The organism is Serratia sp. 201, assembly GCF_037027545.1.
GTDB lineage: Bacteria > Pseudomonadota > Gammaproteobacteria > Enterobacterales > Enterobacteriaceae > Serratia > Serratia bockelmannii.
The window spans coordinates 636,249-654,138 of the sequence record NZ_JAXCHC010000001.1 but is presented as its reverse complement, the minus strand read 5'-3'; the positions used below and the strand labels follow the sequence as shown (position 1 = coordinate 654,138).

The window sequence follows — 17,890 nt, the reverse complement described above, 5'->3', positions numbered from 1 at the left end:
TGTTATGAACCACCACGCTTCATTGATCATCACCAACGGCAAGTTTCACACCGTCGATCGCCAAAATCCTACCGCACAGGCGGTCGCCATCCGCGACGGCAAGTTTCTGGCGGTCGGCAGCGAAGGCGAAGTCATGCAGCACGCCGGGCCGGAAACCCAGGTGATCGATCTGCACGGCCACACCGCCATTCCGGGCCTGAACGACTCGCACCTGCACCTGATCCGCGGCGGCCTGAACTACAACCTGGAGCTGCGCTGGGAAGGCGTGCCTTCGCTGGCCGACGCGCTGCGCATGTTGAAAGAGCAGGCGCTGCGCACGCCGAGCCCGCAATGGGTGCGGGTGGTCGGCGGCTGGACCGAATTCCAGTTTGCCGAACGCCGCATGCCGACACTGGACGAAATCAACCAGGCGGCGCCGGACACGCCGGTATTTATTCTGCATCTCTACGATCGCGCGCTGCTCAACCGCGCGGCGCTGAAGGTAGTCGGCTACACCAAAGACACGCCGAACCCGCCGGGCGGCGAGATCCAGCGCGACGCCAACGGCAACCCGACCGGCATGCTGATCGCCAAACCCAACGCCATGATCCTGTACGCCACGCTGGCGAAAGGGCCGAAGCTGCCGCTGGAGCAGCAGGTCAACTCCACCCGCCAGTTTATGCGTGAGCTGAACCGCCTCGGTCTCACCAGCGCCATCGACGCCGGCGGCGGCTTCCAGAACTACCCGGAGGATTATCAGGTGATCGCCGAGCTGCACGAGAAAAAGCAGCTGACCATCCGCATCGCCTATAACCTGTTCACCCAGCGGCCGAAGCAGGAGCTGGAAGACTTCGAGCTGTGGACCGACATGCTCAAGCCGGGCCAGGGCACCGATTTCTATCGCCACAACGGCGCCGGCGAGATGCTGGTGTTTTCCGCCGCCGACTTCGAAGACTTCCTGCAGCCGCGCCCGGATCTGCCGCCGGGCACCGAGGACGAGCTGGAGCGGGTGGTGCGCCATTTGGTCGAGCACCGCTGGCCGTTCCGCCTGCACGCCACCTATGACGAGTCCATCAGCCGCATGCTGGACGTGTTCGAGAAGGTGAACCGCGACATTCCGTTCAACGGGCTGCACTGGCTATTCGACCACGCCGAAACCATTACCGAACGCAATATCGAACGGGTCAAGGCGCTGGGCGGCGGCATTGCGGTGCAGCATCGCATGGCGTTCCAGGGCGAATATTTCGCCGATCGCTACGGCATCGAAGCCACCAAACATACGCCGCCGGTAGCGAAAATGCTGGCGGCTGAGCTGCCGGTCGGGCTGGGCACCGACGCCACCCGCGTCGCCAGCTACAACCCGTGGACGGCGCTGTACTGGCTGGTCTCCGGCCGCACCGTCGGCGGCATGGCGATGTACGACGACAGCGCCCGTCTGGATCGCGAAACAGCGCTGATGCTGTGGACGCAAGGGAGCGCCTGGTTCTCCACCGAACAGGGCAAGAAAGGCCAGATCAAGGTCGGTCAGTTGGCGGATATGGCGGTGCTGTCGCAGGACTATTTCAGCGTGCCGGAAGAGCAGATCAAAGGCATCGAGTCGGTGATGACGGTGGTGGATGGCAAAGTGGTCTACGCCGCTGGCAGCTTCTCGCCGCTGGCGCCACCGCCGCTGCCGGTGCTGCCGGAGTGGTCACCGGTCACCCAAGTGCCGGGCCATTACCGCTCCGCGCCGCCGTCGGCGGCAGCTCGCGTCGGGGTCGTGAGCCAGGCGCACCAATGCTGCGGCCCGTGCGGCGTACACGCGCATCAGCATGACATTGCGCGCCGCTCCAGCATCCCGGTGTCGGACGAGAATGCCTTCTGGGGCGCGTTCGGCTGTTCGTGCTTCTCGTTCTAAGTTGCCAGCCCAGCAACTTATTACGTAACTAGCTTAATAAGATACTAAGTTAGTAAAGTAGCAAATTAATGGCGCTGTCCGCGGAGAGCGCCATTTTATTGTCAATCGCGGTTGATCTCCAGCCAGCGCCGCTGCTCGGCGGAGGCGGCTATCGCATCCAGCACGCAAGACACCTTCCAGCCTTCTTCAAAGTCCGGCCACATGCGATCGCCCGCGGCGATGCCGTTGACCAGATCGCGGATCTCCACCGTCTTCTGATCGTTAAAACCAATGCCGTGCCCGGCGCTGATGCAAAACGCCGCATAGTCCGGGTGCTTCGGCCCCACCAGCAGCGTCTTGAACCCCTGCCGCTCCACCGGTTCATCGTGCCGATACAGCTTCAGCTCCGCCATCCGTTCCTGGGTATAGCTCAGCGTGCCTTTAGTGCCGGTGACCACATAGGTCAGCCCCATCTTGCGCCCGCAGGCGATGCGCGACGTTTCGATCGTGCCCATCGCCCCGCCGGCGAAACGCAGCAGTGCACTGGCCTGATCTTCGTTTTCCACCGGCAGCAGGCGCGCCGCGTCTTTCGGGTCCGGGCGCTGCTTGATCACGGTCTGCATATCGCCAGAGACCGCCACGATATCGCCCACCAGGTAGTGCGCCATGTTGACGATGTGCGCCGCCAGATCCCCCAACGCGCCCAGCCCGGCGCTGGCGCGGCGGCAGTGCCAGTCGATCGGCGTGCGCGGGTCGGCCAGATAATCCTCATTGTGGGTGCCGTAAAAATGCACCACCTCGCCGATTTCGCCGTTGGCGATGATCTCGCGCGCCAGCTGGCTGGTCGGGTTCTTCATGTAGTTGAAACCCACCAGCGTTTTCACCCCCTTGGCGCGGGCGGCCTGCACCATCTCCGCCGCGTCGGCGGCGTCCAGCGCCAGCGGTTTTTCCGAATACACGTGCTTGCCGTGGTGGATCGCCGCCAGCGCCATCTCTTTGTGTAAGAAGTTGGGGGCGCAGATATCCACCACGTCGATCGCCGGATCGGCCACCAGCTGCCGCCAGTCGCCGGTCGAACGCGCAAAGCCGAATTCGGCCGCGCGCTGCGCCGCCAGCTCGGGCGTCACCTCCGCCAGCATCTCCAGCACCAGATCCCCTTTAAGGGGAAAGACCGTGGGGGCCTGCGCATAAGCGATAGCGTGACAACGCCCGATATAGCCGGTGCCGATTAACCCAACGCGTACCTGTTTCATCATTTTCTCCCGTGACCGAAATTCTGTGTAGAACCAGGCGCGGCTCAATGAAACGCGCCGATTGATAACGGGTTTATATGGAATATAAATTTCAATAACAAGCACGCGGGAAAATAAAGTTCATATTCGTGATGCCGTTCATGAAACGTTGACGGGATGATGCAATGAGGAAAGCCCGGACGCGGCTGGTCGTATCCGGACGGGATAAAATGAACCATTTATTTCATATTACGGTAAACCGTTGGCACCGTGTTGCACGTAGCCAGGGCGTTGCAGCAGGCGCTGCTGATAGGCCGCCAGCGCCGCATAATTCGGCCGCTCGAACGGCGTCATCAGCCAGCGGTTCAGCGACAGCCCCAGCACCACGTCCGCCAGCGTGAAGGTGGCGCCGGCGGCATAAGGGCCGTGCTGCGCCAAATGCGCATCCAGCAAGCCCATCAGCCGATTCCACTCGCGTTCGGCGGCGGCCAGGCTGGCGGCATCCTGATAATCCGCATGCCCGCGCACGCGCGACATGAACACATAGCGCCAGGCGCCGTTCAGATCGGTGGCCTGCCAGTCCATCCACATCTCCACCGCCGCGCGCGCGCCGGGTTCCTGCGGCAGCAGATCGCGGCGCCCTTCCCGCCCCACCAGATAGCGGCAAATGGTGTTCGACTCCCACAGCACCCGCTCGCCGTCAATCAGCACCGGCACCAGGCCGTTGGGATTCAGCGCCAGAAACGCCGGCTCCTGCGTGGAGCGAAAGCCGCTGCCCCAGTCTTCCCGTTCCAGCGTCAGCCCCAGCTCCTGACAGGTCCATAACACTTTGCGCACGTTGATTGATGAAGCCTTGCCCAAGACTCTCAGCATCGGTTTTCCTCTTATCTATTCTTTCCAGAAAGGTTTACATCCTTCACGCAGCGCTTCTGCACGCGACAAACCAATATCGATCAGCCGCGCATCGTCCAGCAATAATAATTCTTTTCGCGTCCTGTAGCGTTGCAGATACAGACGCCAGCGTGACCCACCGAATGAGCGCCGCCGCGGCGCGCCAGTAAACAGAGCCATCTTGTTATTCTCCCTGATGTTTTCGCGTTGCAGTCATCATGCTCGCCGAGAGAAAAACAATACAGATTCACGCTGGCGCTATTTTTTTCATACAGCTGCACCAAAAAACCCACTGAATGGTTTACTTTGAAAGCATCTGTACCGGTTTTTTAATTCTTACCGCCGATGAGAGGCCTCTGTATGACACGCTACGCCACGCTGGCCGCCATTCTCAGCCAACGCATTCAGCAAGGGTTGTATCCGGCCGGCCATCGCCTGCCTTCGGTGCGCGCATTGAGCCAGGAGCACGGCGTCAGCATCAGCACGGTGCAGCAAGCCTACCGGCTGCTCGAGGAACAGCGCCTGGTGGAAGCGCGGCCGAAGTCGGGCTACTTCGTGCATACGCGGCGCGCGCAGGCCGAGCTGCCCGCTATGACGGCGCCGGTGCAGCGGCCGGTGGACATTTCGCAATGGGAGCAGGTGCTGGAGCTGGTGCGCAACCGGCCGCGCGAAGGCCTGATCCAACTGGGGCGCGGCATGCCGGACGTCGCCGAGCCGACGATGAAACCGCTGATTGTCGCCCTGCGCAACGCCGCCCGCCACGGCGACCTGCGCAGCCTTTATTACGACAGCATTCAGGGCGTGACCGCGCTGCGTGAACAGGTCGCTCGTCTGCTGCTGGATTCCGGCTGCCATATCGGTGCCGATCAGTTGCTGATCACCACCGGTTGCCAGGAAGCGATCTCCGCCGGGCTGCGCGCCGTTTGCCAACCCGGCGACATCGTGGCGGTCGATTCCCCCTGCTTCCACGGCACCATGCAAACGCTGAAGGGATTGGGCATCAAAGCGCTGGAAATCCCCACCGATCCGCTCACCGGCGTCAGCCTGGCCGCGCTGGAGATGGCCCTTGAACAGTGGCCGATCAAGGCCATTCTGCTGACGCCCAACTGCAACAACCCGCTGGGCTACATCATGCCCGACGCCCATAAACAGCGGCTGCTGACGCTGGCGCAACGCCACGATGCGGCGATCATCGAGGATGACGTTTACGGCGACATCGCCTATCACTACCCGCGGCCGCGCACCATCAAGTCGTTCGACGACGACGGCCGCGTGCTGCTGTGTAGCTCGTTTTCCAAAACGCTGGCGCCGGGGCTGCGCGTGGGCTGGATCGCGCCCGGCCGCTATCTGGAGCGGGTGCTACACATGAAGTTCATCGGCTCCGGCGCCACCGCCACCCAGCCGCAGCTGGCGATCGCCGAATTTATCCGCAGCGGGCACTATCTGCAGCACCTGCGGCGCATGCGCGCCCGCTACCAGCAGAACCGCGATCGCATGACCGATCTGATCCTGAAACACTTCCCGGTCGGCACCCGCGTCAGCCGGCCGCGCGGCGGTTTTATGCTGTGGATCGAATTGGACGAGGCGTTCGATACCCTGCGGCTAAACCGCCATCTCGAGCAGCAAGGCGTACAAATCGCCGTCGGCAGCATTTTTTCCGCCGCCGGCAAGTACCGCAACTGTCTGCGCATCAACTATGCGCCGACGCTGACGACGGAGATCGAACAGGCGGTACAACGGGTCGGCGCCACCATCCAGGCGCTGATGCCAACCGACAGTTTGGCGCAATCGGATTAAATCTTGACGCGATCGGATTATCGGCGCACGGACAGGCTGTTTTAGAGTAATGCCTTCTCTTACCACTGGCAGGCAACAACCATGAGCAGCGATCAAATTCCGGTTTCCAACGCGTTGGCGGTGCGCCTCGCGGCGCAAGGCGTCGATCTCGAACGGGTCGGTCAGTTAGCCGGCTTGCCCGCCGGGCTGCTCAGCGAGCGGCGCGTAAAAGTGCGGTTGACCACCCACCAGTTCTTCGCCGTCTGGCGCGCCCTCGCCCAACTGAGCGACGATCCCGCCTTTGGTCTGCGGCTGGGCGGCGACGTCGCGCCGGAGCATTACGATATCGCGTCAGTCGCCGCACTGCACTCCGCCACGATGGGCGAGGCCCTGCGTAAAGTCGCGCGCTACAAACGGTTGGTGTGCCCGGAAGAACTGATGCTGGAGGAAGATGGCGACAGCGTTCGGCTGCATACGCGTTGGACGATGATCGAGGACCATACGCCGGAATTGCTGATAGACACCATGTTCGCCTCTATCACCACCCTGTGCCGCCGTGGCACCGGTTTACCGCTGCAGCCCAAGGCGCTTGAGGTGACCCGCCGTCGCGATCCCCACTCACCGCTGCTGCGCCACTTCGGCTGCCCGGTGCGATTCGACGCGCCGCTGGACGTGTTGGTATTTGACCGTGCGCTGATGCAGCAGCCGCTCATCACCCACGACCAGGACATGCTGGCGCTGCTGCTGCCGGAGCTGGAGGCCGAGTTGGCCGAAGCGCGCGCCGAGCAAGACTTGCCCACACAGGTGATGACGATCCTCGGCCGCAGCATGCGCGGCCAGCGCCCCAGCGTCAACAGCGTGGCCGCGGAGCTCTATCTCAGCCCGCGCACGCTGCAGCGCCGTCTGCAACGGCACGGCTACAGCTACCAGCAGCTGCTGGACAAAACTCGCCATCGTACCGCCTGCCGCTTGTTGGCGGATACCGATCTCGAGCCGGGCGAAATCGCCTTTGTGCTGGGATTCGAAGAGCTGAACTCGTTCAGCCGCGCCTTTATTCAGTGGGAAGCGCTGACGCCCAGCCGCTGGCGCACTCAGCGTGCAGCCGACCATCGGGAGGACAGAGCATGAAAGTGATTATCTTCGGCGCCAGCGGCATGGTGGGCCAGGGCGCGCTGCGAGAATGCCTGCGCGATCCGCGGGTCAGCAAAGTGCTCAGCATCGGCCGGCGCCCGTTGGCGCAGAGCCACGCCAAACTGCGCCAGCTCTCCCTGCCCGACCTGCGTGACCTGTCGGCGCTGGAGCCGCAGCTCGCCGGCTACGACGCCTGTTTCTTCTGTCTGGGGATTTCGTCCGCCGGCCTGAGCGAAGCCGAGTATCGCTCGGTAACTTACGACCTGACGCTGGCCGCGGCTCGCCCGTTGGCGACGCTGAACCCGACGATGGTCTTCATCTACGTTTCCGGCGTCGGCACCGACAGCAGCGAACGCGGCCGCAGCATGTGGGCCAGGGTCAAGGGCGCCACCGAAAACGCACTGCTGGCGCTGCCGTTCCACGCGGTGATGTTCCGCCCCGGTGCCATTGTGCCGCTGCACGGCATTCGCTCCAAAGTCCGTACATACGATCTGATTTATCGGCTGTTCAAACCGCTGTGGCTCGGCGCATTGCGGCTGTTTCCCTCGCAGGTGAGCAGCACCGAACGAATCGGGCTGGCGATGCTGGCGGTGGCGCGCCGGGAAACCGCCTTGCGCATCCTGGAGCCGCCGCAGATCAATCAACTGGCGACGCGCTGAAATACCGTCATCCACCGCGCCGCCGCCAATACGCCGCCACCCGGCGGCGCAGATGCTCGATGCCCTGCGGATGCTCAATAAACTGCGCCACCGGCATCATCCGCCAGCGCTGGCCTTCGTCGCCAAAGCGAATGGCGGCGATCTGCGCCGGGGCGATCTCGCCGGCCATAAACCAGGTCGGCGGGGAGCCGGGCAGAACGCCATCGTAGCGCCGCCGCCAGACAACCTGACATTCCGCGATCGTCACGCCGAACTCTTCCTGCGTTTCCCGCTGCACGCACTGCAGCGGCGTTTCGCCGTTTTCCCGCCCGCCGCCAGGCAGATCCCATTGACCGGGCCATGGAATGCCCGGCTTGTCGTCCCGTTGGTAAACCAGCAAGCGATCGTCGCACAGCAGCGCGATCTTGGCCCCGCCAAACGCCTCGTCCGTCATGATTTCTCCGCTCCCGGCCCATCGCCTTTGACCGAACATCATACTTCATCCCCGCGCGGCCTGGTGTATAGTGAAAATCCGTTTTCACAACAGGCGAACAATAACGATGAACTCTCCGTTTCTGGTGACTCCCCAATGGCTTGCGCAACATATCAACGATGAAAATCTGGTGGTGATCGACGTTCGGATGTCGCCGGTGGGGCTAACGCCGAAAAAGGACATGCTTGCCGAGTTCGAACGCGGCCATATCCCCGGCGCGGTCTATTTTGATATCGACGACGTGGCGGACAAAAACACCGCGCTGCCGCACATGCTGCCGACGGCGGCGGAGTTTGGCGCGGCGGTGGGCAAACTGGGCATCAGCGAGCGCGATACCCTGGTGATTTACGACGAGGGCAACCAGTTCTCCGCACCGCGCGGCTGGTGGACCTTCCGCAATTTCGGCGCTCAGCATGTTTACGTACTGGACGAAGGGCTGAACGGCTGGACCGCGCAAGGCAAAGCGCTGGCAACCGGCCCGGCGCAGCCTGAACCGCAGACGTTCAACGCCCGGTTCAACGCCGACGCGGTGGTGGATATGCGGCAAGTGGAACAGGCGCTAGGCACGCCGGTGCAAATTCTCGACGCGCGCGCCGCGCCGCGTTTCCATGCCGAAGCGCCGGAGCCGCGTCCCGGCCTGCACCGCGGCCACATTCCGGGCAGCATCAACATTCCGTACGGCGAGCTGCTGGAGAACGGCCGTTTCAAATCGCTGGAGGCACTGCGCCAAACCTTCAGCGACAAGGGGGTGGACATCAACGGCCCGATCATCACCAGCTGCGGCTCCGGCGTGACGGCGGCGGTGCTGGCGTTTGGCTTGTTGTCGCTCGGCGCGCCGCAGGTCAAGCTGTATGACGGTGCCTGGAGCGAATGGGGCCAGCTGAGCGGCAAGCAGCCAATCGCCCAAGATTAGGTTTCGATCCGCTCGACCACGATCTGCGCCAGCCGCTGCACGGCGGCCGAAGGCTGATCCTCGGCGCGGTGCAGCACCACGCCGAGTTGGCCAAGAGCGGGCAGCAGATCGGGGGCCAGCGGTGACAGGCCGGGCGGTAAGCCCGCCGCCGTGCGCACCGTGACGCCCAACCCGGCGCTCACCGCCGCCCAAACGCCATTCAGGCTGCGGCTGGTAAAGGCGATGCGCCAGGGAATACCGGCGCGATCCAGCGCCTGCGTCGCCGCGCTGCGCATCAGACAGGGCGCGTCGAACATCACCAACGGCAAGGGCTCATCCCCTTCTCGCCACGGCGCCAGCGCGAAGCCGGGCGAGGCGATCCAGTGCAGCTGCCGCTGCCCCAGCGCCTGATGAAACGGCGTGCTCAAACCGCCATCCCACGCCAGCGACAGATCCAGCTGGCCTTTCAGCACCCAGTCGATCAGCTCGGCATTGCGGGCGATGCGCGCCTCGATGCGCACCTTCGGATTGGCGCGCGCGAAGCTGCCCAACACCTGCGGCAGAAACGTCTCGCCGAAATCCTCCTGCAACCCCAGCCGCACCGTGCCCTGCAGATCCAACCCGCGCACCGCGGCGGCGGCTTCGTCATTGAGCTCCAGCAGACGGCGCGCGTAGCCGAGCAGGGTTTCCCCCGCCTCGGTCATCACCATGCCGCGCCCAGCCTTGCGCAGGATCGGCGCGCCGACCTGCTGTTCCAGCTTTTTCAGGTGGGCGCTGACCGCCGACGTCGAACGCCCCAGCCGTTCAGCCGCCTTGGCGAAGCTGCCCAGCTCGACGCCGGTGACGAAGCTGCGCAAATCCTCGAGATCGAACGTTATTCGCCCCATGCTGACCGTCCTGATTTTTTGAACCATCAATCAAAATAATACCGATTTTACTGATAAAGATGGCGTGTCACGCTCTCCGGGTCAATGTCTTTCCGGAGAATCCTTATGCTCGCGATGCAATACCGTTTCACCCTGCCCGCCGATTACGCCCCTCTGTCCGCCCCCTTTGACCACACTGCGCCGCGGGTTGACAGTCAAACTTGATATTGATAATCATTATCAACATTAAACATTCACTTGCGGCTCGCGGGATGCGGGCCGCTCTCCGGGGTCAACCGCCATGTCGTCATCACCGATCACACCTTACGCCACCACCTGCTGCATCGTGGGGGGCGGCCCCGCCGGGCTGATGCTCGGCTATCTGCTGGCGCGGGCGGGGATCGACGTGACGGTGCTGGAGAAGCACGCCGACTTCCTGCGCGATTTTCGCGGTGACACCATTCACCCATCGACGCTGGAAGTCATGCACCAACTGGGCCTGCTCGACGAACTGCTGACGCTGCCGCACCAGCGTGCGGAGTCTCTGCACGCCGAAGTCGCCGGGCGCGACATCAAGCTGGCGGATTTCACCCGCCTGCCGACGCGCTGCAAATTTATCGCCTTTATGCCGCAGTGGGAGTTCCTCAACTTTTTGGCCCAGCAGGCCGCCGCCTTCCCCAACTTCAGGCTGCTGACCTCAACGCAGGTTCACCAGCTGCTGTACGACCGCGGCCATGTGTGCGGCGTGCTGGCCGACACGCCGGAAGGCCCGATCCGCGTGCGCAGCCAGTTGGTGATCGGCACCGACGGCCGCAACTCGGTGGTGCGCGAACAGGCGGCGCTCAGCAGCCGATCCTTCGGCGCGCCGCGCGACGTAGTGTGGATGAAGCTCAGCAAGCAGCCGGGCGATCCGGCCTGGTCGATGGGCCACACCGGGCCGAAACAGAACTTCATCATGATCGATCGCGGCGACTACTGGCAGTGCGGTTATTCGATCGACAAAGGCAGCTTCGATGCGATCCGCCACAGCGGGCTGGAGAAATTTTTACTGCACCTCGCCGAGGTGGCGCCATTCCAGGACGATCGCCTGCAGGAGATCGTCGAGTGGGATCAGGTCAAACTGCTGAGCATTCGCATCGATCGTCTGGATCGCTGGGCCAAACCGGGGGTGCTGTGCATCGGCGACGCCGCGCACGCCATGTCGCCGATCGGCGGTGTGGGCGTCAACCTGGCGATTCAGGACGCGGTGGCCGCCGCCAACGCCCTGATCCCGCCGCTGCGCCAGCATCGGCTGCAGCTGAAGCATCTGCTGAGCGTGCAGCGCCGGCGCGAATTCCCCACTCGCGCCATCCAGTTTTTGCAGATCAAAATGAGCCAGCGCAAGCCGGGCGAACGCCGCGCGGCGGGCGGCTCGCGCTTGATCGCCCGCGTCGGCAACAGCCGCTGGCTGCCGCGCCTGTTCGGCCGCATCATCGGCCTGGGTTTTCGCCGTGAAACACCGCGGCATCTGTCCAATGAAACCTGCCCGCCGGAATAGCATTGGTGATTTTTTCATCGCGCCGTATAATGGTTAAATCGAACGATTTAATTAACTGGAGCGATTAAATGTACGCACTCACCGCGAACGAGGCCAAAACCCAATTCGGCGATTTGCTGCTCAAGGCGCAGCGTGAACCGGTGCAAATCAATCGCAACGGCAAACCGGTCGCCGTCGTCATGTCTGTAGAAGATTACCAGGCGCTGGAAGATCTCAAATTAAGCGCACTGCAGCAAAAAATCGCGCAGGCTACCGCCGAGGAAGACGCCGGTAAAGCGGTAGACGGCGATGCCTTCTTCAACCGTCTGCTCACCGATGAAACAGACTGAGATGCCCGCGTTTCGCCTCACCCCGCAGGCCCAACAAGATCTGCTGGCTATTCGTCATTTCACCATCGAGCACGGGGGCCAAGCGCAATCTCGCCGCTATCTTGAGCAGTTGAGAGAGGTCATGCATCATTTGGCAGATATGCCGGAAGCGGGTAAAGCTCACTTCCACGATCTGGGCGAAGAGATACGCAGTTTTCCTTACGCCAGCCATAGGATCTACTACCGCAACCGCCCTGCCGGCATCACCGTTCTCGCCATTCTGCATCAGGCGATGGTGCCTCACCGGCATCTGGAACAACGGCTGTAATTTTTCTTACTCAAAGGGGCACTGATGTTCACCGTTCGTCAGGCATTGCTGGAAGATTTAACGCAAGTGCGCGATATCGGCATCCGCACCTACCGCGCCCACTTCGGTGAGCTGTGGCACTACCCGCACGAGCTGGAGGCCTTTTTGGCCGAGGATTTTTCCGTCTCCGCGCTGGAACAGACGCTGCGCGATCCCGACGTGTGCTGGCTGTTGGCCTATGAGAATGACGCCCTCGTCGGCTATGCGCGGCTCAACGTCGACAGCCTGCTGGCGCCAACGCAAACCCGTGGCGCAGAGCTGCAGAAAATCTATTTCCTGCCGGGCCATGCCGGCAATGGCTATGGCCAGCGCCTGTTCGAACAGGTGCAACAGCGGGCCATCGAGCGCCGGCAAAAGACGCTGTGGCTGGAGGTGCTGCAACGCAACACCGGCGCCCAACGCTTTTATCAGCGCCAGGGATTGAGCATTTGTGGCGAGACCTGCTACACCAGCGCCCAGGGCTCGATAGGCATCTGGTATATGAGCAAGGCGCTGTAACCGCGCCCCGCTCCGCCGTCGTTAGCGCGGCTCCCGCTGCAGCATCAGGAACAGCAAGGCAAACGCATTGGGCGCCAGGTAGATCAGCGCCCCCAGCTGCACCGCCAGCGGATCCTTCTTGGCCTGCCAGGCCATAAACCAGTCGCCGGCGACCACCATAAAACCGACGCCCCACACCGCAATTGCGCAAAGCGCCCCCAGCATCGCCCAGGCTTTGCCCTTGGCGAAGGCGGCGTAAGGGCCTTTCAATCGCCCGATCATCAGCACCACGCCCGCGGCCGCGAATAGGCCGGCCAGCGTTTCCAGCGTGGTGATGACCGCCAACCCCAACATGCAGGCCCAGTCGGCGCGGATCGCGCGCCACATCAGCCCCGGCGTTTGATAAGTATCCTGCATGGCAAGCAGCGGCCCCACCGCATTGCGCGCGGTGCCGGCGAAATCCGCCGTATTGTTCAACAGGCTGAACAGCCCCCACAGAGCCGGAAACAGAGACAGGACGATGCAACCGAGGCGTGACACAGTGATTTCGTTCATGGTTATCCTTAATGAATAAACGGGTGGCTCCCGTCCTCATGACGGGACCGCTATTGAGATCCTGATAGTTTGACGTGCACAATGTAAGAACTAATCTTACAATGACGCAGCATAGCCGAAAGTGAGGAGGAACAATGGGCAGAACACTAACGGTAGATCTGGGTGACGAACTGCGTAGCTTCGTCGAAGACCTGGTGGCCAGCGGCGATTACCGAACGCCCAGCGAAGTCATCCGCGAATCCGTGCGCACTTTGCGCGAACGTACCGCCGCCTCAAAACTGGAAGAGCTTAGGCGCTTGATCGCCGAAGGAGAGAACAGCGGCGAAGCCGTCGAATGGGATCGTGATGTGTTCATGGAAAGAATACGGAGCAAAGCAAAAGGATGCGCAGGAGAGTAACCGTTCGTCCAAAAGCGTTGGACGATATGGAAGAGATCTATTTTTACGGGTTGGCGCACTTTGGCTTGCAGGTGGCCGAAGATTATCTGCGCCGCCTGCATCAGGCTTTCGATAACCTTAGCCACCACCAACTCGGCAGAAACATCGATGCAATCGGCCCCGGCCTATGGGTATTGCCCGTCGCCAACCACCTGATTTATTTTCGACAGCACAGGCGGGAGGTGAATATCATCAGAGTGCTGCATCATTCCCGCGATCCGCTCAGCCAATCCTTTTTCAGCTGACCCAACGTTAAATCGCCACCAGCGCGCGGACGCCGTCCTGTTCCATAGCGCTGCCGGCGCCGCGCTGCACGATGCTGCCGCGCGACATCACCAGATAGCTATCCGCCAGGTCAGCGGCGAAGTCATAGAACTGCTCCACCAGCAGGATCGCCATATCGCCCCGCGCCGCCAGCTGTTTGATCACCGCGCCGATCTCCTTGATCACCGAAGGTTGGATCCCTTCCGTCGGTTCGTCGAGGATCAACAGCTGCGGCCGGCAGGCCAGCGCCCGGCCAATCGCCAGCTGCTGTTGCTGCCCGCCGGAGAGATCGCCGCCGCGCCGCTCCTTCATCTGCCGCAGCACCGGAAACAGTTCATAGATCGGATCCGGCACCGCGCGCGCGTCAGCGCCGGAAAAACGCGCCAGCCCCATCAGCAGATTTTCCTCCACCGTCAGGCGCGGGAAAATCTCCCGCCCCTGCGGCACATAGGCGATGCCCGCCTGCACCCGCTGATGCGGCTTTTTACCGGTGATGGTTTCGCCCCGCCAACGGACGCTGCCGCTGCGCGCCGGGATCAGCCCCATCAGGCATTTCAGCAGCGTGGTCTTGCCCACGCCATTGCGCCCCAGCAGGCAGGTCACCTCGCCGATACGCGCCTCGAACGACAGGCCGCGCAGAATGTGGCTGCCGCCGTAATACTGATTCAATTCCTCTACCTGCAGCATGATTACGCCTCCTCAGCGCCCCAGATATACCTCAATCACCCGTTCATCGGCCTGCACCTGCGCCAGCGATCCTTCCGCCAGCACCTGCCCCTGATGCAGCACCGTCACGCGATCGGCAATGGTTTCCACAAACCCCATGTCGTGCTCCACCACCATCAGCGAATGCTTGCCCGCCAGCTCGCGGAACAGTTCGGCGGTGTAGTCGGTTTCGGCGTCGGTCATGCCGGCCGCCGGCTCGTCGAGCAGCAGCAGGTGCGGCTCCTGCACCAGCAGCATGCCGATCTCGAGAAACTGTTTCTGCCCGTGGGACAGCAGCCCGGCGGGCCGGTGGCGCTCATGCCCCAGCCGCAGGGTCTTCAGCATCTCGTCGATGCGGTCGCGCTGCTCGCTGCTTAGGCGGGCGCGCAGGCAGGCCCACACCGACTTACGGGTTTTCTGGGCGATCTCCAGATTTTCGAACACCGTCAGCGCCTCGAACACCGTCGGTTTTTGAAACTTGCGGCCGATGCCGGCGTGGGCGATCTGCATCGGCGCCAGCCGGGTCAGATCGACGGTCTGATCGTAAAACACCCTGCCGCTGTCCGGCCGGGTTTTGCCGGTGATCACATCCATCAGCGTGGTCTTGCCGGCGCCGTTGGGGCCGATCACGCAGCGCAGTTCGCCGACGCCAATGCGCAGCGACAGATCGGTCAGCGCGCGAAAACCGTCGAAGCTGACGTTGACGTTGTCGAGCTGCAGCACCGGATCGGTTTGCTGCCGGTATTTGTCCGCCGGCAGCGGATGGGTAAACAGTTCGTCGGTCACTTGCATCGCCTTCATGAGCTTTTCCTCCGCCGCAGCAGGCCAATCACTCCTTTCGGGAGAAACAGCGTGACGACGATAAACATCAGGCCGAGGAAAAACTGCCAGTATTCAGGAATGGCCATGGTGAACCAGCTCTTGGCGCCGTTGACGATGCCGGCGCCGAGCAGCGGCCCCACCAGCGTCCCGCGCCCGCCGAGGGCGACCCAAATGGCGGCCTCGATCGAGTTGGTCGGCGACATTTCGCCGGGGTTGATGATGCCGACCTGCGGCACATAGAGCGCGCCGGCCAGCCCGCACAGCACCGCCGACAGCGTCCAGACGAACAGCTTGAAGCCCTTCGGATCGTAGCCGCAGAAGGTCAGGCGGTTTTCCGCATCGCGCACCGCGGTCAGCACCCGGCCGAACTTGCTGCGCGCCAGCGCAAAGCCGATGGCCAGGCTGGCGGCCAGCAGCAGCACCGTCGCCAGGAACAGCGCCACCCGCGTGCCGGCGGCGGTGATGGGAAAGCCGAGCAGCGTGGTGAAACCGGTAAAGCCGTTATTGCCGCCGAAGCCGGTCTCGTTGCGAAAGAACAGCAGCATGCCGGCATAGGTCAGCGCCTGGGTCATGATCGAGAAATACACCCCTTTGATTTTCGAGCGAAAGGCGAAGTAGCCGAACAGGAAGGCCAGCAGGCCCGGCACCAGAACGATCAGGCACAGCGCCCAGGCAAAATGCTGGGTGCCGCTCCAGAACCACGGCAGCTCGTTCCAGGAGAGGAACGCCATAAACGCCGGCAGCCCGTCGCCCGCCGCCTGCCGCATCAGGTACATGCCCATGGCGTAGCCGCCGAGCGCGAAGAACAGCCCGTGGCCGAGCGACAGCAGCCCGGCATAGCCCCACACCAGATCGAGCGCCACCGCCACCACCGCGTAGCACAGGATCTTGCCCGCCAGCGTCAGGGTATAGGTGGACACCGCCAGCGGATGATCCGCCGGCAACAACGTCATGAACGGCATGACCAGCAGCGCCAGCAACGCCAGCCCGCCAATGCTCAACGCCAGCCGGGGCGCTTTCTGCACGCCGGTTACGGTCAATGGTTGGCTCATCAGTCAATCACCCTGCCCTTAAGGGCGAACAGCCCCTGCGGACGCTTTTGAATAAACAGAACGATCAGCACCAGGATCAGGATCTTGCCCAACACGGCGCCGATCTGCGGCTCGAGGATCTTGTTGACGATGCCGAGGCCGAAGGCCGCCGCCACCGTCCCCGCCAGCTGGCCGACGCCGCCGAGCACCACCACCAGGAACGAGTCGATAATGTAACCTTGCCCCAGCTCCGGCCCGACGTTGCCCAACTGCGACAGCGCCACCCCGCCAAGCCCGGCGATGCCGGATCCCAACCCGAAGGCCAGCATGTCCACCCGCCCGGTGGGCACGCCGCAGCAGGCCGCCATCGCGCGGTTTTGCGTCACCGCGCGCACGTTCATGCCGAGCCGAGTCTTGTTCAGCAGCAGCCAGGTCAACGCCAGCACCAGCAGCACGAACGCGATCACCGCGATGCGGTTCCACGGCAACACCAGGTTCGGCAACAGCTGCACGCCGCCCGACAGCCACGCCGGGTTGGCAACCTCGACGTTCTGCGCGCCGAACAGCACCCGCACCAGCTGGATCAGCACCAGGCTGATGCCCCAGGTGGCCAGCAGGGTTTCCAGCGGCCGGCCGTACAGGTGGCGGATCACCGTGCGCTCCAGCAGCATGCCGATCCCGGCGGTGATGGCGAACGCCACCGGCAGCGCCGCCAGCGGATAGAGCGCCAGCCACTGCGGCGCAAACTGCTGAAACAGCCCCTGAACCAGATAGGCGGAATAGGCACCGAGCATCAGCATTTCGCCGTGCGCCATATTGATGACGCCGAGCAGGCCGTAGGTGATCGCCAGGCCGAGCGCTGCCAACAGCAGGATCGAGCCGAGCGACAGGCCGCTGAACGCCTGGCCGAGCAGATCGCCGATCATCAGGCGGTGCTGCACGCGCTGCAGGCTGCGCTGCGCCTCGGCGCGCACCGCGGCGTCCGGCTCATTGGCCGCGTCGGTCAAGGCCTGCAGCCGCGCGCGGGTTTCCGGCTCGCCCGACTCCCCCAGCAGCCGCACCGCATTGAAGCGCACCTGCGGGCTGGCGTCGGCCAATTGCAGGTTCGCCAGCGCAATGCTCAGCGCGTCGCGTACCTGCGGGTCTTTCTCCTGCGCCAGCCGCCGGGTCAACAGCGGCAGCTGATCGCCCTGCGCCTCGCGCTGCAGCGCGGTCGCCGCCTGCAGCCGCACCGCCGCGTCCGCGCTGACCAGTCGCTGCGCCGACAACGCATTGGCAATCAGAATACGCAGCCGGTTGTTCAGCCACACCTTCTTCGGCTCGCCAACCGGGGCCGCCTCACCTTCAAGCGGCAGATAGCGGTCGCCCTGGCGGATAAAGGCGCGTTTCGCCCCGTCGATCGCCACGGTTTCCTGCTGCAGCCCCTGCAGCAACGGCAGGCGAGCGGCGTCCGGCTCGGCCGCCCACGCCTGCAGCAGTTTGGCCTGCTGCGCGCGAGTGGCCGCCGCGAACTCATCGGCCGGCCCGGCCTGCGCCAGCAGGGGCCAGGCGCACAGCAGCCACAGCCCGGCGCGCAGAGAGGATAAAAACGGAGATTGCATCAGCTGCCTCTT

At 63.3% G+C, this 17,890-nt stretch carries 21 protein-coding genes; 11 read left to right on the top strand and 10 right to left on the bottom strand.

Annotation, left to right across the window (positions count from 1 at the left end):
* Positions 1-4: 4 nt before the first annotated feature.
* On the top strand, positions 5-1,876 hold the full coding sequence (locus WA302_RS03595; protein WP_049203907.1) for an amidohydrolase: 1,872 nt from the start codon (positions 5-7) through the stop codon (positions 1,874-1,876).
* A gap of 101 nt (positions 1,877-1,977) precedes the next feature.
* Here WA302_RS03595 and WA302_RS03590 read toward each other — a convergent pair whose 3' ends face one another.
* The 3 genes from WA302_RS03590 to WA302_RS03580 all read right to left on the bottom strand — a co-directional run bounded on the left by WA302_RS03590 (position 1,978) and on the right by WA302_RS03580 (position 4,158).
* The gene (locus WA302_RS03590; RefSeq protein ID WP_336063439.1) at positions 1,978-3,108 is read right to left on the bottom strand and encodes a Gfo/Idh/MocA family protein; all 1,131 of its coding nucleotides are present in this window, start codon (positions 3,106-3,108) and stop codon (positions 1,978-1,980) included.
* 228 nt (positions 3,109-3,336) lie between these two features.
* Positions 3,337-3,960 carry a glutathione S-transferase family protein gene (locus tag WA302_RS03585; protein WP_261456156.1) on the bottom strand — a complete coding sequence of 208 codons (624 nt, stop codon included), beginning with the start codon at positions 3,958-3,960 and terminating at the stop codon, positions 3,337-3,339.
* A gap of 15 nt (positions 3,961-3,975) precedes the next feature.
* Positions 3,976-4,158 (bottom strand): DUF1127 domain-containing protein, encoded by a 183-nt coding sequence (locus WA302_RS03580; protein ID WP_016928567.1) that lies wholly within the window; start codon positions 4,156-4,158, stop codon positions 3,976-3,978.
* Between the two features lie 180 nt (positions 4,159-4,338).
* Between WA302_RS03580 and WA302_RS03575 the strand changes: the two genes are divergently transcribed.
* From WA302_RS03575 to WA302_RS03565, 3 genes are all read left to right on the top strand, one after another.
* Positions 4,339-5,775, top strand: a complete 1,437-nt coding sequence (locus tag WA302_RS03575) for an aminotransferase-like domain-containing protein (protein WP_025302033.1) — start codon at positions 4,339-4,341, stop codon at positions 5,773-5,775.
* An 81-nt stretch (positions 5,776-5,856) separates the two neighbouring features.
* Positions 5,857-6,882, top strand: coding sequence for an AraC family transcriptional regulator (locus tag WA302_RS03570; protein ID WP_025302032.1), 1,026 nt, complete (start codon positions 5,857-5,859; stop codon positions 6,880-6,882).
* Positions 6,879-7,544 carry an epimerase gene (locus WA302_RS03565; RefSeq protein ID WP_060447572.1) on the top strand — a complete coding sequence of 222 codons (666 nt, stop codon included), beginning with the start codon at positions 6,879-6,881 and terminating at the stop codon, positions 7,542-7,544. The genes WA302_RS03570 and WA302_RS03565 overlap by 4 nt, the downstream gene beginning before the upstream one ends.
* Before the next feature lie 7 nt (positions 7,545-7,551).
* Here the strand turns inward: WA302_RS03565 and WA302_RS03560 are convergent, their stop codons facing one another.
* On the bottom strand, positions 7,552-7,977 hold the full coding sequence (locus WA302_RS03560) for an NUDIX hydrolase (RefSeq protein WP_164099763.1): 426 nt from the start codon (positions 7,975-7,977) through the stop codon (positions 7,552-7,554).
* 106 nt (positions 7,978-8,083) lie between these two features.
* On the opposite strand from WA302_RS03560, the gene sseA reads away from it, so the two are divergent.
* Positions 8,084-8,929: a 3-mercaptopyruvate sulfurtransferase gene (gene sseA / locus WA302_RS03555; protein WP_319869008.1), complete on the top strand. Its 846-nt coding sequence runs from the start codon at positions 8,084-8,086 to the stop codon at positions 8,927-8,929.
* On the opposite strand, the gene WA302_RS03550 is transcribed toward sseA, so the two are convergent.
* Entirely contained in the window at positions 8,926-9,795 is an 870-nt protein-coding gene (locus WA302_RS03550; RefSeq protein WP_025302028.1) for a LysR substrate-binding domain-containing protein, read from the bottom strand. The two genes, sseA and WA302_RS03550, sit on opposite strands and share 4 nt — an antisense overlap.
* 280 nt (positions 9,796-10,075) lie before the next feature.
* Here WA302_RS03550 and WA302_RS03545 point away from each other — a divergent pair, with 280 nt between their 5' ends.
* From WA302_RS03545 to WA302_RS03530, 4 genes are all read left to right on the top strand, one after another.
* Positions 10,076-11,311, top strand: a complete 1,236-nt coding sequence (locus WA302_RS03545; RefSeq protein ID WP_336062922.1) for an FAD-dependent oxidoreductase — start codon at positions 10,076-10,078, stop codon at positions 11,309-11,311.
* A 68-nt stretch (positions 11,312-11,379) separates the two neighbouring features.
* The gene (locus WA302_RS03540; RefSeq protein ID WP_016928576.1) at positions 11,380-11,640 is read left to right on the top strand and encodes a type II toxin-antitoxin system Phd/YefM family antitoxin; all 261 of its coding nucleotides are present in this window, start codon (positions 11,380-11,382) and stop codon (positions 11,638-11,640) included.
* A gap of 1 nt (position 11,641) precedes the next feature.
* Positions 11,642-11,947 carry a type II toxin-antitoxin system RelE/ParE family toxin gene (locus WA302_RS03535; RefSeq protein ID WP_065424617.1) on the top strand — a complete coding sequence of 102 codons (306 nt, stop codon included), beginning with the start codon at positions 11,642-11,644 and terminating at the stop codon, positions 11,945-11,947.
* Between the two features lie 24 nt (positions 11,948-11,971).
* Complete coding sequence (locus tag WA302_RS03530; RefSeq protein WP_049208922.1) at positions 11,972-12,484, top strand: GNAT family N-acetyltransferase; 513 nt, start codon at positions 11,972-11,974, stop codon at positions 12,482-12,484.
* 21 nt (positions 12,485-12,505) lie between these two features.
* Here the strand turns inward: WA302_RS03530 and WA302_RS03525 are convergent, their stop codons facing one another.
* Positions 12,506-13,018 (bottom strand): DUF2165 family protein, encoded by a 513-nt coding sequence (locus tag WA302_RS03525; RefSeq protein ID WP_004939438.1) that lies wholly within the window; start codon positions 13,016-13,018, stop codon positions 12,506-12,508.
* A gap of 134 nt (positions 13,019-13,152) precedes the next feature.
* Here WA302_RS03525 and WA302_RS03520 point away from each other — a divergent pair, with 134 nt between their 5' ends.
* The gene (locus tag WA302_RS03520) at positions 13,153-13,416 is read left to right on the top strand and encodes a type II toxin-antitoxin system ParD family antitoxin (RefSeq protein WP_004939442.1); all 264 of its coding nucleotides are present in this window, start codon (positions 13,153-13,155) and stop codon (positions 13,414-13,416) included.
* Positions 13,401-13,700 (top strand): type II toxin-antitoxin system RelE/ParE family toxin, encoded by a 300-nt coding sequence (locus tag WA302_RS03515; protein ID WP_049295232.1) that lies wholly within the window; start codon positions 13,401-13,403, stop codon positions 13,698-13,700. The genes WA302_RS03520 and WA302_RS03515 overlap by 16 nt, the downstream gene beginning before the upstream one ends.
* Before the next feature lie 7 nt (positions 13,701-13,707).
* On the opposite strand, the gene urtE is transcribed toward WA302_RS03515, so the two are convergent.
* The 4 genes from urtE to urtB are packed head-to-tail and all read right to left on the bottom strand — an operon-like array spanning position 13,708 to position 17,878.
* Positions 13,708-14,406, bottom strand: a complete 699-nt coding sequence (gene urtE, locus WA302_RS03510) for an urea ABC transporter ATP-binding subunit UrtE (protein WP_260515377.1) — start codon at positions 14,404-14,406, stop codon at positions 13,708-13,710.
* A gap of 12 nt (positions 14,407-14,418) precedes the next feature.
* Complete coding sequence (gene urtD / locus WA302_RS03505) at positions 14,419-15,225, bottom strand: urea ABC transporter ATP-binding protein UrtD (RefSeq protein WP_015377102.1); 807 nt, start codon at positions 15,223-15,225, stop codon at positions 14,419-14,421.
* A complete protein-coding gene (urtC, locus tag WA302_RS03500; RefSeq protein WP_025302022.1) occupies positions 15,222-16,298 on the bottom strand; it encodes an urea ABC transporter permease subunit UrtC in 1,077 nt (358 codons plus the stop codon). Before urtC ends, urtD begins: the two co-directional genes overlap by 4 nt.
* Positions 16,298-17,878: an urea ABC transporter permease subunit UrtB gene (urtB, locus tag WA302_RS03495; protein ID WP_197825084.1), complete on the bottom strand. Its 1,581-nt coding sequence runs from the start codon at positions 17,876-17,878 to the stop codon at positions 16,298-16,300. Before urtB ends, urtC begins: the two co-directional genes overlap by 1 nt.
* Positions 17,879-17,890 lie beyond the last annotated feature (12 nt).